The following is a 15,100-nucleotide window of genomic DNA, read 5'->3' on the forward strand; positions in this document are numbered from 1 at the left end:
CTCCAGTCGGGCTGTGCCATGCAAAAAAACTATGCAAATCGGTATGGGCATCGCATGGCGTTTATGTGCTGATCGATCCGTGCGATACATCACCCCAGGATGGCATCTGGCAACTGAGTGGCATCGCACCCTCTCGATGCGGAGGTCTTGTGATTTGTTGGCTCAAGGCATTTCGACAGCATGCTCACCCAGCGACAATACGGCCATGGCCTCCATGCAACTTCAAGACATTCTTTTCTCCCAGGGTTTCGGCACGCGGCGCGTCTGCGCGGGGCTGATTCAACAGGGTTTTGTGGCTGTAGCCGGGGTTCCGTGTGCGGAGCCAGCTATGGAATTTATAGCGGACGGGCTGCAGTTCAGCGTGCAGAGCGTGGCCTGGGAATACCACGCCAAGGCTTACCTGATGCTGCACAAACCGGCGGGTTACGAGTGTTCGCAAAAACCCAGCACCTATCCCAGCATCTACACCCTGTTGCCGGCGCCGATTCGCCAGCGCGGCGGCGGGGCGGCGGCCGGCGTGCAGGCGGTCGGCCGGCTGGACCAGGACACCACCGGCCTGCTGCTGCTGTCAGACGACGGCAAGTTCATTCACCGCATGAGTTCGCCCAAGCACCATGTGCCCAAGGTCTATGAAGTCCGGGCGAAACACCCGGTGGACGACAAACAGGTTGCCAAATTGCTGGCCGGCGTGGTGCTGGACGACGACCCGAAGCCAGTGCGCGCCGCTGCCTGCGAAAAAACCGGCGAGCAGACGCTGAGTCTGACCCTGACCGAAGGCAAGTACCACCAGGTCAAACGCATGATTGCGGCCGTCGGCAACCGGGTTGAGGAGGTCGGCGGCCTGCACCGTGCGCGCATTGGTTCATTGGCGTTGCCGACTGAACTGAAAGCCGGGCAGTGGCGCTGGCTGACGCCGCAGGACCTGGCCGCCATTTCAGCCTGAGTCTGCACGTATGAGTATAAAAAAGGCCTCCAGTCCATGACTGGCGGGCATAAGCAGCTACTTATTCGATAGCAAATAAAAACTCAAGGCAGAGGCTGCAGGAAGGCGGCCACCGCCTTCAGCGTGCGTTCCGGCTGGTCGCGCTGCGGCGAATGACCGCAATCGGCCAGCCGCAACTGCACCGTCTGCGGCGCCGCCAGCGTTAGTTCGTCGAGCTGGGCCATCGTGCCGTATTCATCGCCCAGGCCCTGGATCGCCAGCAGGGGAGCGCCGATGCGGACGCAGTCGGGACGGATGTCGAAGCGGCGAAAACCTTCGGACAGCCAGACATCGTTCCATTGCCAGAAAGCGCTTTCCACGTCGGCGTGATGGCGTGCCAGCTTTTCCCGCAGCCCCCCCGACTCAAAGGCAGTGGTCGCTTGCGCAATCGCCTGCACCGCGATGTCCTCGACCATCAGGTGCGGCGCCATCACGATGCCGGCGGTCACCGGATGCCGCGAGGCGTGGAGCAGGGCGATGCTGGCGCCGTCCGAATGGCCCAACAGCACGGGTTTTTCCATATGCAGCGCCGCCAGCAGCGCCGGCAACACCTCCCAGGCTTCGCGGTGCATGTAGTCGGGGGTCAAGCGGCCGCTGTGGCGCACATCGGGCACAGCGGCCGACTGGCCGTAACCGCGCCTTGAATACACGACACCGCTTCGGCCGGTGGCCTCGCAAACTGCCTGCGGCCAGCTTTGGCCGCGCTGGGTCCAGAGGCTGACCGAGCCCAGGCCTTCATGCAGGAAGACCAGCGGCGCTTTGTCGGCGGGCCCGGCAATCTGCTGCAGCTCAAGCCGCGTGCCATGGATAGCTAAAAATTTCATCGTGTCATCGTAAAGGATGTAAGCGGCTCGCTGCCCTGGCGCGTTAGGGTTAGGAAATGCCCGCCCGCTACACTTGCCGGTCGTCTGAAGAAAGTCGTTTGTGACCCTGTCCCTCCGTTTGTTTGCCGCAGCGCTGTGCTGCCTGTCGGGCGCCGCCGCCATGCCTGCCCTGGCCCAGCCCGCGCCACTGTTTGTGCTCAATTCGCTGGACGCCAATGTCAGTGTCATCAACCCGCTGACCTGGACGGAAACCAAACGCATTGCCACCGGCAAGGAGCCGCACCACATTTACCTCACGCCCGACGAAAAGTCGGTGATTGTGGCCAATGCGCTGTCCGACACCTTGACCTTCATCGACCCGAAAACGGCCGAGGTCCAGCGCGTGATTCCCGGCATCCTCGACCCCTACCAGCTGCGCTTCTCGCCAGACATGAAGTGGTTTGTCACGGCGGCCAACCGGCTCAACCACATCGACATCTACCGCTGGGACGGCAGCAACATCACCCTGGTCAAGCGTGTGGCCACCGGCAAGACGCCCAGCCATTTGTGGATAGACAGCAAAAGCACCACGGTGTATTCGACCATGCAGGACAGCGACGAGCTGATCGCACTCGATCTGTCGACGCAAACCATCAAGTGGCGCACGGCCACCGGCTCGATCCCGGCTGACGTGTACGGCACCTCCGACGACAAGCTGATCCTGGTCGGCCTGACTGGCGGCGACACGGTCGAGGTGTTCGACGTCAGCGGCAAGCTGCCGCAGCGCACACGGGTGATCAAGACCGGCGCCGGCGCGCACGCCTTTCGCGCGCTCGGCGATGGTCGCCATGTGCTGGTCAGCAACCGCGTGGCCAACAGCATCAGCAAGATTGATCTGCAGACACTGAGCGTGGTGGACAGCTACCCGGCGCCCGGCGGGCCGGACTGTATCGAGATTTCGCGCGACGGCAAGCTGATTTACGTGACCTCGCGCTGGGCGCGCAAACTCACGGTGATCGACATGGCCAGCCGCAAGGTGGTGCGCCAAGTCAATGTTGGAAAGAGTCCCCATGGTGTCTGGACGCTGGATCACGCGCCTAGATAGACCCCCACGGTTGCTCACTTCGTGTAGCGCCCTGCCCCCCGAGGGGGCCGCTGCGCCTGCGGCCGGGCAAAGCCCGTTCTGCGGCCCCGGCTTGAAGGGGAGATCGGTTCAGTCCTTCGTTGCATTGCTGGTTGCTACGGTTTTTATAGCTGGTGGCGCCCGTCCGGCGTGGGCTGAGGGTTGTTTTGATGCCCAAGGCAAGCCGGGAAAGCCGGTCTACCTGACGCTGGACACCGGCCACATGGGCGTGGCGCCGCTGATGGCGGACATCCTCAACAAGCATCAGGTCAAGGTCACGTTTTTTGGTGCCAACGAACGCACGCAGACCGGCGACGGCAGCCTGGGCAAGGACTGGGCGCCCTGGTGGAAGGCGCGTGCGGCCGAGGGCCACGAATTCGCTTCGCACACCTTCGACCACACCTATTGGCGCGCAGACGTCGGTTCTGACCAGTTCAGGGTGCGCCCCTCGGCCGGGCCTTCGGAAGGCCAGGAATCGGTCTGGACGACCGCCCAGTACTGTGCCGAAATCGCCAAAGCCGGCAGCCGGCTGGAAGAGCTCACCGGTAAGAAACCGCTGCCGCTGTTCCGTGCGCCGGGTGGCAAGACCTCGCCGAAGCTGCTGGCCGCCGCCCAGGCCTGTGGTTACGACCATGTGGGCTGGGCACCGGCCGGTTTTCTTGGTGACGAACTGTCCAGCGGGGCCTACCCCAACGACCAATTGCTCAAAAAAGCGCTGCGCGATATCCGTTCCGGCAACATCTTGCTGGCGCACCTGGGCATCTGGTCGCGCAAAGACCCGTGGGCACCGGCTGTGCTGGAGCCGCTGATCACCGGGCTGAAAGCGCGCGGTTTCTGCTTTGCGACCCTGCGCGATCACCCCCGCTACCGGGCCTGGATTGCGCAGCAGTCCGGCCAGGCGCCGGCCCGGACGGAAAAATAAGCGGCATGGACAGTCTGGAGGCTTTTTTTTCGACGGTACAGCAATGGCTGTTTGAGAGTGCTGTGCAACCCGCGATGTTTGCGCTGGGTCTGGGCAACCTGCTGGAAACTGGCTATGAAGCCACCGCCTGGTTCATGGTTGGCCTGATCCAGATTCTGATTTTGCTGGCCGTGGTTGGCCCGTTGCAGCGCTGGCGCCCGGTCGAGCCGGTGACGGACCGCGCGACGATTCGGACCGACATCCTCTACACCCTGATCCACCGTCTCGGCCTGTTTCGCATTGCGCTGTTTTTCACGCTGGAGCCGCTGTTCAACGATCTCTTTGGCATGGCACGCACGGCCGGTTACGGCACTTTTCACCTGGACCAGATCTGGCGGGGCATGACGGACAACGCGCTGGTCAGCCTGCTGATCTACCTGGTGGTCTTCGACTTCATCGCCTACTGGACGCACCGTGGCCAGCACCAGATCGAGTGGTGGTGGCGCCTGCATTCGCTGCACCACGCGCAGCGGCAAATGACCATGTGGAGCGACAACCGCAACCATTTGCTTGACGACATCATCGTGGACGTGATCGTGGTGCTGGTGGCGCAACTGATTGGCGTGGCGCCGGGTCAGTTCATCGCCATCGTGGCGCTGACCCAGCTCAGCGAAAGTTTCCAGCACGCCAACCTCAAGCTCTGGTTTGGCTGTGTCGGCGAGCGCCTGTGGGTCAGTCCGCGTTTTCACCGGTTGCATCACAGCATAGGCATCGGACATGAAAGCGCGGGCAAGGGGTCGCTGGGGGGATATAACTTCGGCGTGCTGCTGCCGTGGTGGGATGTGCTTTTCGGCACCGCCAACTTCGAGCAGCGTTACGATCCCACCGGCATCCGCGACCAGGTCGAGCAGTCGCGCGACTACGGCCGCGGCTTCTGGGCGCAGCAGTGGCTGGGGTTGAAGCGCCTGGTGGGGCGCGCCTGATGGTTGCAGCCCTCTGCGTAAGGCTATCCTATTGAGCGTTACAAAATTCATGACAGTAGAAACGCTCAATCCCTCACCCCGGCCCTCTCCCAAAGGGCGAGGGTGAGAACCGTCCAAGTCACTGTCGTGTAATTGGAAAAAATCAATAGACCGATGAACAAACTTCTCGATTCCTTCTGGCGCGCAGTCATGTACTGCCTGCACCTGCGGGTGATTGCGCTGTCGATGCTGCCGCTGGTCATCATGGTAGCGCTGTCGCTGGGGCTGGGCTACTTCTTTTGGGATGATGCGCTGGCCGCCGTGCGGGCTGGCCTGGAAAGCTGGGAGTTGCTCGGCACCATGGCGCGCTGGCTGGAAGGCCTGGGCTTGGGCGGCCTGCGTGTGGTGCTGGCGCCGACGATTTTGCTGTTCCTGAGTATCCCGGTGATCGTCATCGTGGCGTTGCTGTTCGTCGCGATCCTGATGACACCGGCCATGGTGGCGCTGGTGGCCGAACGCCGCTTTCCGCTGCTGCAGCGCAAGCAGGGCGGATCGCAGGTGGCCAGCCTGTTCTGGTCGTTGGGCTCGACGGTGCTGGCCGCCGTCGCGCTGGTCATTTCGATCCCGCTGTGGCTGATCCCGCCGCTGATATTGATTCTTCCGCCGCTGATCTGGGGTTGGCTGACTTACCGCGTGATGTCTTACGACGCGCTGGTTGACCACGCCAGCGCCGAAGAGCGGCGCGAGATTTTCCGGCGCCACCGCGCCAGCCTGCTGGGCATAGGCGTGCTCAGCGGTTACCTGGGTGCCGCGCCCAGCCTGCTGTGGGCGTCCGGTGCGATGTTTGTGGCCATGGCGCCGATTTTGGTGCCAGTGGCGATCTGGATTTACACCCTGGTGTTTGCTTTCTCTTCTCTTTGGTTTGCCCACTACTGCCTGGCGGCGCTGGAGCAACTTCGCAAGCAAAATGCCCCGTCGGCCCTTGATCTGCTGGGCCGGACAGCCATTGAACAAGGAGCTCAAGGAGATCAAAAAAAGGACACACAGGCATTTCTGCCTCCTTGATCTCCTTGTTCATCCCATCTTTTTCAGCATGACCACTCATTTCGGACTCATCATCGTCGGCGACGAAATCCTCTCCGGCAAACGCACCGACAAACACATGCCCAAAGTCATTGAACTGCTGGCCGCGCGCGGGTTGCAACTCAGTTATGCCGACTATGTGGGCGATGACCCGGTGCGCATCACCACCGTGCTGGCGCGTGCCCTCGGCGCCGCGCGTGAATCGGGCGACGTGGTTTTTTCCTGTGGCGGCATAGGCGCGACGCCGGACGACCACACGCGCCAGTGCGCCGCCGCTGCGCTGGGCGTGGACCTGGCCCTGCACCCCGAGGCCGAGCGCCTGATCCGCGAGCGCATGCAGGACATCGCCAAAGAGCAGGGCGTGCGCTATGAGCCGGACCGGCACGACAACATCCACCGGCTCAACATGGGCATGTTCCCGGCGGGGTCGGAGATTATCCCGAATCCGTACAACAAGATCCCCGGGTTCAGTTGCCTTGTTGAGCGTGGGGGCTCTTCAATCAAGCAGGGGCCGCGGGACTGGCTTCGCCAGACCGCAGGCGCAGCGGCCCCCTCGGGGGGCAGGGAGTTACACGAAGTGAGCGACCGTGGGGGCGTCCACTTCGTCCCGGGGTTTCCAGTGATGGCCTGGCCGATGATCGAGTGGGTACTGGACACGCACTGCGCGCATCTGCACCAAAAATCAGCCTACACCGAGAAGTCGGTCATCGTCATGGGCTCAATGGAAGCTACGCTGACGCCACTGATGCTCGCGATTCAAGCAAGGCACAGCGGCGTCAAGGTGTTCAGCCTGCCCAGCGTCGATCACCCCGAATACGGGCGCCATATCGAGCTGGGCGTCAAAGGGGCACCCAAGGCCGTGAATGCGGCTTTTCCAGCCTTGCTGGCGGGTCTGCACGCGTTTAACGCCAAGCTTGGCCCCGAATTGGTGCGTTGAATAATTGCACCAATCATGTGCATTTTGATTTGCACATGATTGGTGCCTGAAAAATTTGGCAATTTTTCGAACTGACGGCCGGATGTCATGCTTATCGGTACCAAGTTGACGGCACAATCACAGGCTTGGCAGAAAAAAGCGCCATCAGTGGTGGCACAAAACGTGCATCCATCGAAGCCGAAAGTATTTTTAACAACCATCCAACAACAGGAGATTTTGATGGCAAAGACCGTCGCAGACGTCATGAAAATGGTCAAGGAAAACGAAGTCAAGTTTGTTGACTTCCGTTTCACCGACACTCGGGGCAAAGAGCAGCACGTGACCGTGCCAGTGTCCCACTTTGACGAAGACAAATTCACCTCGGGCCATGCTTTCGACGGCTCCTCCGTGGCCGGCTGGAAGGGTATTGAAGCCTCCGACATGCAACTGATGCCTGACCCGAAAACGGCCAACATCGACCCCTTCTTTGAAGAGACCACGCTGTTCATGAGCTGCGATGTGCTTGAGCCCGCTGACGGCAAGGCCTATGATCGCGACCCGCGTTCCATCGCGCAGCGCGCCGAGGCTTACCTCAAGGCGTCCGGCCTGGGCGACACCGCCTACTTCGGTCCTGAGCCAGAATTTTTCATCTTCGACGACGTGCGCTGGAACACCGACATGTCGGGTACCTTCTTCAAGATCGAAGAATACGAAGCCCCCTGGAATTCAGGCGCCAAGCTTGAAGGCGGCAACCGCGGCCACCGCCCGACCGTCAAGGGCGGCTACTTCCCGGTGCCTCCGGTCGACAGCACCCAGGACATGCGCGCCGAGATGTCCCTGATCCTCGAATCGCTGGGCATCCCGGTTGAAGTGTTCCACCACGAAGTGGCCGGCGCCGGCCAGAACGAAATCGGCACCAAGTTCAGCACGCTGGTCCAGCGCGCCGACTGGACCCAGATCCTCAAATACGTGGTCCAAAACGTCGCCAACGCCTACGGCAAAACCGCGACTTTCATGCCCAAGCCCATCGTGGGCGACAACGGTTCCGGCATGCACGTGCACCAGTCGATCTGGAAAGACGGCAAAAACCTGTTTGCCGGCGACGGTTACGCAGGTCTGTCGGACTTTGCGCTGTACTACATCGGCGGCATCATCAAGCACGCCCGTGCATTGAACGCCATCACCAACCCGGGCACCAACAGCTACAAGCGTCTGGTGCCCGGTTACGAGGCACCGGTCAAGCTGGCTTACTCGGCCAAAAACCGCTCGGCCTCGATCCGCATTCCTTACGTCGCCAATCCCAAAGGCCGCCGTATCGAGGCACGCTTCCCCGATCCACTGATGAACCCTTACCTCGGCTTCTCGGCCCTGATGATGGCGGGTCTCGATGGCGTGGAAAACAAGATCCATCCCGGCGAGGCGGCCACCAAGGACCTGTACCATCTGCCGCCCGAGGAAGATGCGAAAGTGCCAACCGTGTGCCACAGCCTGGACCAGGCGCTGGACTGCCTCGACGTGGGCCGCAGCTTCCTGACCAAGGGCGGTGTGTTCACCGACAGCATGATCGACGCCTACATCGAACTGAAAATGGGTGAAGTGACACGCCTGCGCCAGGCCACGCACCCGATCGAGTTCGACATGTATTACTCACTGTAATTCCTTACAGTCTGTGGTCAAAAAAGGACGGCTTGTGCCGTCCTTTTTTATTTCCTTGCAGGGTTATCAATTGCAGGATTTTGTTTTTCTTACCCTTTGCAGGATACTGACAGACCGTCCAAGCCTTAACAGGCACTTGGGGTTACGCATGAAACCTACAGTACTTCTTTCAACCTTTCTAGTTCTCGCGGGCAGCCTGGTCGCCGCTTCCGCGCAGGAGCGCATCTACCGCTGCGCCGGAAAAGACGGCGCCACGCCAGAGTACATCAACAACGCCAGGGATGCCCAGGCTCGGGGCTGCAAACAGATCGATGGTGGCAACGTCACGGTGGTGCAGAGCACACCAGCGAGCCGTCCGGCGGTTGTTCGTGTGGCCGGGGCCGTGCAGGCCGCGCCCGTATCGAGCAGCAGCGAGCAACGTGCACGCGACAGCGACACACGGGCCATTCTCGAGTCCGAACTCAAAAAAGCCGAGATCAAGCTGGCCGAGCAGCAAAAAGAGTTCAACAAGGGCGAGCCGGAAAAGCAAGGCATTGAAAGCCGTAACTACCAGCGTTACCTCGACCGCGTGGCTGAAATGAAGGAAAGCATTGCACGCCACGAAAGCGACATTGCCGGCTTGAAACGCGAAATCGGCCGCCTGCCGGCACCCACTGCCCGTCAGTAAGCCAGTCCCGTTGCTTCTGCGTCAAAATAGGACGCTTGAAAAAGCCAAACTTCTTCCCTGCCGCCGCTACCACTGCGGCGTCTTCACGCTTTCAGTCCTTTGACCTGCTGGCTACGCTGGTGGCTGTCGTGCGCACCAATGGTGTGGTGGTGTTTGCCAACGCAGCGCTCGAAGACGCGCTGGGCACCTCGCGTCGGACCATCGAGGGCTCGCAGTTACCCGACTGTTTCACCGAGCCGATGATCCTGCACAACGCGCTGGAAGGCGCGGGCAGCAACGAGTTTGCGGCGCTGCGTTACGACGCCTGGCTCAAGCCGCTGAACCGCGAGCCCATGCCGGTGCATGTGGTGGTGGCGCAGACCGACACGCCGGGCGAAGCGATTGTCGAGTTGCTGCCGCTGGAGCAGCAAGCCAAGCAGGACAGGGAAGAGCGGCTGATCGACCAGGCCCAGGCCAACAAGGAGCTGATCCGCAACCTGGCGCACGAGATCAAGAACCCGCTGGGCGGTATACGCGGCGCGGCGCAACTGCTGCAGATGGATATCCAGTCTAAAGAGCTGACCGAATACACCCAGGTCATCATCCATGAGGCCGACCGGCTGCAGACCCTGGTGGACCGCCTGCTGGCGCCGCACCGTCGGCCTCACCTGGTGGGTGATGTGAATATTCACGAGGTTAGTGAACGCGTGCGCTCGCTGATTCTGGCCGAGTTTCCGAAAGGCCTGCGCGTGCTGCGCGACTACGACATCTCGATCCCCGACTTCCGTGGCGACCGCGAGCAGCTAATCCAGGCGGTTCTGAACATTGCCCACAACGCTGCGCAGGCGTTGGCCGAGCGCATTGCCGCCGGTGATGCGCAGATCAGTTTCAGGAGCCGGATTGCGCGGCAGGTGACTTTCGGCAAGCAGCGGTATCGCTTGGCACTGGAATTGCATGTTATCGACAATGGACCGGGTGTTCCGGACTCCATCAAGGACCGTATCTTCTATCCCCTGATCTCGGGGCGCGAGGGCGGTTCCGGGCTGGGGCTGACACTGGCGCAAACCTTTATTCAGCAACATCACGGCTTGATCGAGTGCGACAGCGTCCCCGGTCGGACGGATTTCAAGCTGCTGATACCTTTGCCTTGAAACCGTCACCTTCATTGATGGATAACCGGTAGAAGTACCAAAGGGATAAAAAACATGAAACCGATCTGGATTGTTGACGATGACCAGTCCATCCGGTTTGTGCTGGAAAAGGCCTTGCTGCGCGAAGGCCTGCCAACCCGCAGCTTCATCAACCCGCGCGAGGTGCTGGCGGCACTGGACATTGCCACCGACGACGACGGCCCACAAGTGCTGGTCAGCGACATCCGCATGCCCGGTGGCTCCGGCCTGGACCTTCTTTCCACCGTCAAGGAAAAACATCCCGGCCTGCCCGTCATCATCATGACGGCGTTCTCCGACCTCGACAGCGCGGTCTCGGCCTTTCAGGGCGGCGCTTTCGAATACCTGCCCAAGCCCTTCGACCTGACCAAGGCGGTCGAGCTGATCCGCCGCGCCGTGGAAGAAAGCCAGCGCGAGGAAGTGGCCGAAGAACGCATGGCCGCCACGCCCGAGATGCTGGGCCAGGCGCCGGCCATGCAGGACGTGTTCCGCGCGATCGGCCGGCTCAGCCAGAGCAATGTCACGGTGATGATCACTGGCGAGTCCGGCTCCGGCAAGGAACTGGTGGCACGCGCGCTGCACAAACATTCGCCGCGTGCCAACGGGCCCTTCGTGGCCATCAACACCGCCGCCATCCCCAAGGACTTGCTGGAGTCCGAGCTGTTCGGCCATGAACGCGGCGCCTTCACCGGCGCGCAAACCATGCGCCGCGGCCGCTTCGAGCAGGCCGATGGCGGCACGCTGTTTCTCGACGAGATCGGCGACATGCCCTTCGATTTGCAGACGCGGCTGCTGCGGGTGCTCTCCGACGGCAACTTCTACCGCGTCGGGGGTCACAATGCCGTCAAAACCAATGTGCGCGTGATCGCCGCCACCCACCAGGACCTGGAGCAACGCGTCAAGGAAGGCGGCTTCCGCGAGGATTTGTTCCACCGCCTCAACGTGATCCGCCTGCGCCTGCCGGCGCTGCGCGAGCGGCGTGAAGACGTGTTCATGCTGACGCGCCACTTCCTGCAGCAAAGCGCCAAGCAGCTCGGCGTGGTCGAACCCAAGCGAATTTCTGACGCGGCGTTGCAAAAGCTCAGCACCTTTGGTTTTCCCGGCAATGTCCGCCAACTCGAAAACATTTGCCACTGGCTGACCGTGATGGCCCCGGCCCAGGTCATCGAGGCCAAAGACTTGCCGCCCGAGGTGCTGGACGCTGCGCCCGAGCCGCTGCGCGCGCCTGCGCCCGTGCTGGTCGAAGGCGGTGCGGTGGTCCGTCATACATCCTCGCCGGATGCCGGCATGGCTGCTGCTGTGGACTCTGCGCCTGTCGAGAAAATCTCGTTGGCGCCTGCGAACCTCGGGCTGTCGCTGCCGGGGAGCACCTGGGAAACCGGGCTGGAGGCCGAGGCCATGGCCCTGCTGGCCACTGGCCGCAGCGATGTCTGGGACGTGCTGACCCGGCGTTTCGAGTCCAAGCTGATCCAGACTGCGTTGCTCAACACCCGCGGCCGCCGCATTGAAGCCGCACAAAAGCTGGGTATAGGCCGCAACACCATCACGCGAAAGATCCAGGAGCTCAATCTGGAGTGATGGAGCCCCCACGCTTGTCGCTTCGCGTACTGCGCTGCCCCCCGAGGGGGCGCTGCGCCTGCGGGCCGGCAAAGCCGGACCCGCGGCCCCTGCTTGAAAAGAGATGCCTCCGCAGGCGTCGCTATTTATCCGTTCGTCCTGAGCTTGTCGAAGGATGCCCCCCTGAGGGAGACGCTGCTTGAATGTAGATCCCGCGTGGACCGTGTCGCTCTGATTTAAAGTCCAGGCATGAGCCGTTTATCCCTGACCCGCGACAAGATATACAAAACTGTGGCGCGCCAGTTGCATGGCAAAGTGCCGTGCTGGGTCTGTGGTGAACATGTGTTGCCGGCGGCTGCGACGCTGGAACACATCCAGCCGCTCAGCGAGGGCGGCAACAGCCATGCAGAGAACCTGGCCATCAGCCACGAGCTCTGCAACAGCCAGCGCCACGCCAAAGGCGTTGTTGCCGGCTCTATCGACTCACCGGGGCGGGTCGCCCGCAGTTTATGAATGAAATCGGCCACCAGCCCATAGCGGGCGGGCGTGAACAGCTATTTTATTTATAGCAAATCAAGGTGGGCGACGACCGGCACATGGTCGCTGGGGCGCTCGTTTTTGCGCGGCAGCTTGTCGATCACGCAGCTTTGTACCAGCGGTTTGAGCGCGTCGCTGACCAGGATGTAGTCGATGCGAAGGCCACGGTTGCGGCGGAAGGCGAAGTCGCGGTAGTCCCACCAGGAGTAACTTTTCTCGGGCTGCTCGAACAAGCGGAAGGCGTCGTGCAAACCCAAACCTAGCAGCGCCTTCAGGTGCTCGCGCTCCTCGGTCGTGTGGTGGATGGTTTCGCGCAGGCCTTCGGCGTCGTAGGTGTCGCGGTCGTCGAAGGTGATGTTGAAGTCGCCGACCAGCACCAGATTCGGCTGCGCTGCCAGCTCCTGGCCCAGCCAGTTGCGCAGGCCTTCGAGCCACTTCATCTTGTACTCAAATTTCTCGGTACCGGGTGCCTGGCCGTTGACGAAATAAGCGTTGACCAGACGCAACTCGCCCTGTGGCGTGTCCAGGGTAGCGGCAATCACACGCGATTGCTCGTCGGTGAAACCGACGATGTTTTTCACGATGTTGCGCGCGGGGTTGCGGCTCAGAATCGCCACGCCGTTGTAGGTCTTCTGGCCGAAGACCGCGCTCTGGTAACCGGCGGCGGCCAGCGCTTCGAGCGGGAACTTGTCGTCGCTGAGCTTGAGCTCCTGCAGGCACAGCGCATCAACCGGGTTGGTGGCCAGCCAGTCCAGCACCTGCGGCAGGCGCACCGCCAGCGAATTCACATTCCAGGTAGCGATTTTCATGGGCGCTCCAGCGTGACAAAACTGAAAGGCAGGCCCTTGGCCGAGACGTGTGTGCTGCGCGCAGTTTCGCGCCAGGCAGGGCCCAGGGCGGGCGCGTGGGCATCGCCGTCGAAGTCCTGGGCGATCTCGGTGACTTCGGCGCGTGCGGCCAGCGGCTCGGCCTGGGCATAAATTTGCGCGCCGCCTATGACCCAAATTTCCGGGGCGGGGCTCGCCTGCTGCAGGGCTTCTTCCAGGCTGGCGGCACGCTGCGCTCCCTCGGCCTGCCAGTCGTCATTGCGTGTAATCACAATGTTGGTCCGGCCCGGTAGTGGACGAAATTTAGGTGGCAATGAGTCCCAGGTTTTCCGACCCATAACCACCGGGCAACCCTGGGTGAGCTGTTTGAAGTGCGCGAGATCTTCCGGCAAATGCCAGGGCATGACGCCGTCCTTGCCGATGACGCCGTTGGCGGCGCGCGCGTAGATCAGGTTGATGCTGGGAGAAATCATGCGCGGTAGTTCCTGAGCCGTTCTTCCAGCGTTCCTGTGTGCAGTTCAAACAGGTGGTTGTCAAAATCATAAAAATACAGCGATTGCCCTTCACCTGGAACGCGCGGGCGTGGCTCCTTGACTTCGGCGCCTATGGCTCGCAGCCTGACTTCAAAGTCGGCCAGCTCATCCGCCTCGACCTTCAATGCCAGATGGCGGTAGCTGCGATCCGCTGGAGGCTCGCCCTCCATGGCTGCCAGCCAGGTGTCACCAAGAACAAAAAACTTTTCCCGTGCCAGAGAGAAATTTTTTGCATTGCTGTCGTAGACCTCTTTGGCACCGAGGCCTTCACACAAAAAGGTCGCCATGCGGTCCAGATCGCGCACGATGAAGGTGATGTGGCTGACGCCCTGCACTGGCATGGCTAAACTATCGCCTCCCAAACCAAGCAGTTCGCAAAGGACGCAGGTGTCGGCGCCCAGCGGCACTCCGGCGCGGCTATCCCCGCTTTGCGGGGCCCCTCGCCTACCGTCGCCTCCCGAACGAAGTAGGTTTCAGAAGGCACAGGTGTCGACTCCCAGCGGCCTTCGCGCGGTGTCGATCCCCGCTTTGCGGGGCCCCTCGCCAGTGCGCTCATACCGCTACAGGCGCCTTGATCGTCGCATGGTGCTGGTAGTCGACAAACTCGAAGTCTTCGAACTCGTAGCCAAAAATCGAGTCGGGTTTGCGCTTGATCTTCAGCGTCGGGTAGGGGAAGGGCGCGCGGCTCAGTTGCAGCGCCACCTGCTCGGCGTGGTTGCTGTAGATGTGGCAATCACCGCCAGTCCAGATGAAGTCGCCGATGTCGAGGTCGCACTGCTGAGCCACCATGTGGGTTAGCAGCGCGTAACTCGCGATGTTGAAGGGCACGCCGAGGAAGATGTCGGCACTGCGCTGGTAAAGCTGGCAGCTCAGTTTGCCCTTGCCACCGGCCTCGGTGGCGGGCGCCACATAAAACTGGAAGAAGGCATGGCAGGGCATCAGCGCCATCTTCGACAGCTCGGCCACGTTCCAGGCGCTGACGATGATGCGGCGCGAATCCGGGTTGGTTTTCAGTGTCTTGATGACATCGCTGATCTGGTCGATGTGACCGCCGTCCGGCGTCGGCCAACTGCGCCATTGCACGCCGTAAACCGGCCCGAGGTCGCCGTCCTCGCGCGCCCACTCGTCCCAGATTGTGACGCCGCGTTCCTTCAGCCAGTTGTTGTCGCTGGAGCCCTGCAAAAACCACAGCAACTCTTGGATGATAGAGCGCAGGTGCACCTTCTTGGTCGTCACCAGCGGAAAGCCTTCGTTGAGATCAAAACGCATCTGGTAGCCAAACACGCTTTTGGTGCCGGTGCCGGTGCGGTCGGCCTTGAATACGCCGTGGGTATCCACATGGCGCATGAAATCTTCGTACTGGGAGCGGATGGGACGGCTGGACGCGGAAGTCGGAATCATGAAG

At 61.6% G+C, this 15,100-nt stretch carries 16 protein-coding genes; 11 read left to right on the forward strand and 5 right to left on the reverse strand.

All coding sequences use genetic code 11. The features are described from left to right. Positions 1–214 precede the first annotated feature (214 nt). Positions 215–943, forward strand: coding sequence for a pseudouridine synthase (locus tag Q8O29_RS04550; RefSeq protein ID WP_305560930.1), 729 nt, complete (start codon positions 215–217; stop codon positions 941–943). A gap of 83 nt (positions 944–1,026) precedes the next feature. On the opposite strand, the gene Q8O29_RS04555 is transcribed toward Q8O29_RS04550, so the two are convergent. Beyond that, complete coding sequence (locus tag Q8O29_RS04555; protein WP_305560871.1) at positions 1,027–1,806, reverse strand: alpha/beta fold hydrolase; 780 nt, start codon at positions 1,804–1,806, stop codon at positions 1,027–1,029. Positions 1,807–1,966: 160 nt separating this feature from the next. Here Q8O29_RS04555 and Q8O29_RS04560 point away from each other — a divergent pair, with 160 nt between their 5' ends. From Q8O29_RS04560 to Q8O29_RS04605, 10 genes are all read left to right on the forward strand, one after another. Further along, the gene (locus Q8O29_RS04560; protein ID WP_305560931.1) at positions 1,967–2,890 is read left to right on the forward strand and encodes a YncE family protein; all 924 of its coding nucleotides are present in this window, start codon (positions 1,967–1,969) and stop codon (positions 2,888–2,890) included. A gap of 127 nt (positions 2,891–3,017) precedes the next feature. Then, entirely contained in the window at positions 3,018–3,830 is an 813-nt protein-coding gene (locus tag Q8O29_RS04565; RefSeq protein WP_371134149.1) for a polysaccharide deacetylase family protein, read from the forward strand. A 5-nt stretch (positions 3,831–3,835) separates the two neighbouring features. Beyond that, positions 3,836–4,792 (forward strand): sterol desaturase family protein, encoded by a 957-nt coding sequence (locus tag Q8O29_RS04570; protein ID WP_305560873.1) that lies wholly within the window; start codon positions 3,836–3,838, stop codon positions 4,790–4,792. Positions 4,793–4,945: 153 nt separating this feature from the next. Beyond that, entirely contained in the window at positions 4,946–5,836 is an 891-nt protein-coding gene (locus Q8O29_RS04575; protein WP_305560874.1) for an EI24 domain-containing protein, read from the forward strand. 28 nt (positions 5,837–5,864) lie between these two features. Further along, positions 5,865–6,791 (forward strand): molybdopterin-binding protein, encoded by a 927-nt coding sequence (locus Q8O29_RS04580; protein ID WP_305560875.1) that lies wholly within the window; start codon positions 5,865–5,867, stop codon positions 6,789–6,791. 219 nt (positions 6,792–7,010) lie between these two features. After that, positions 7,011–8,426 carry a type I glutamate--ammonia ligase gene (gene glnA / locus Q8O29_RS04585; protein ID WP_305560876.1) on the forward strand — a complete coding sequence of 472 codons (1,416 nt, stop codon included), beginning with the start codon at positions 7,011–7,013 and terminating at the stop codon, positions 8,424–8,426. 148 nt (positions 8,427–8,574) lie between these two features. Beyond that, positions 8,575–9,093 (forward strand): hypothetical protein, encoded by a 519-nt coding sequence (locus Q8O29_RS04590; protein ID WP_305560877.1) that lies wholly within the window; start codon positions 8,575–8,577, stop codon positions 9,091–9,093. A 26-nt stretch (positions 9,094–9,119) separates the two neighbouring features. Next, on the forward strand, positions 9,120–10,223 hold the full coding sequence (glnL, locus tag Q8O29_RS04595) for a nitrogen regulation protein NR(II) (protein ID WP_371134150.1): 1,104 nt from the start codon (positions 9,120–9,122) through the stop codon (positions 10,221–10,223). A 54-nt stretch (positions 10,224–10,277) separates the two neighbouring features. Then, positions 10,278–11,819, forward strand: coding sequence for a nitrogen regulation protein NR(I) (gene ntrC, locus Q8O29_RS04600; protein WP_305560879.1), 1,542 nt, complete (start codon positions 10,278–10,280; stop codon positions 11,817–11,819). A gap of 228 nt (positions 11,820–12,047) precedes the next feature. Next, complete coding sequence (locus Q8O29_RS04605; RefSeq protein WP_305560880.1) at positions 12,048–12,311, forward strand: HNH endonuclease; 264 nt, start codon at positions 12,048–12,050, stop codon at positions 12,309–12,311. A 50-nt stretch (positions 12,312–12,361) separates the two neighbouring features. Here the strand turns inward: Q8O29_RS04605 and xth are convergent, their stop codons facing one another. The 4 genes from xth to Q8O29_RS04625 form a co-directional block, all read right to left on the reverse strand. Further along, entirely contained in the window at positions 12,362–13,144 is a 783-nt protein-coding gene (gene xth, locus Q8O29_RS04610; protein ID WP_305560881.1) for an exodeoxyribonuclease III, read from the reverse strand. Beyond that, positions 13,141–13,635, reverse strand: a complete 495-nt coding sequence (locus tag Q8O29_RS04615) for a dihydrofolate reductase (RefSeq protein ID WP_305560882.1) — start codon at positions 13,633–13,635, stop codon at positions 13,141–13,143. Before Q8O29_RS04615 ends, xth begins: the two co-directional genes overlap by 4 nt. After that, positions 13,632–14,036 (reverse strand): FosX/FosE/FosI family fosfomycin resistance hydrolase, encoded by a 405-nt coding sequence (gene fosX, locus Q8O29_RS04620; protein ID WP_305560883.1) that lies wholly within the window; start codon positions 14,034–14,036, stop codon positions 13,632–13,634. Before fosX ends, Q8O29_RS04615 begins: the two co-directional genes overlap by 4 nt. 211 nt (positions 14,037–14,247) lie before the next feature. Then, complete coding sequence (locus Q8O29_RS04625) at positions 14,248–15,096, reverse strand: thymidylate synthase (RefSeq protein WP_305560884.1); 849 nt, start codon at positions 15,094–15,096, stop codon at positions 14,248–14,250. Positions 15,097–15,100: the final 4 nt, after the last annotated feature.

It is taken from the genome of Polaromonas sp. (assembly GCF_030689685.1).
Classification (GTDB): domain Bacteria; phylum Pseudomonadota; class Gammaproteobacteria; order Burkholderiales; family Burkholderiaceae_C; genus Polaromonas.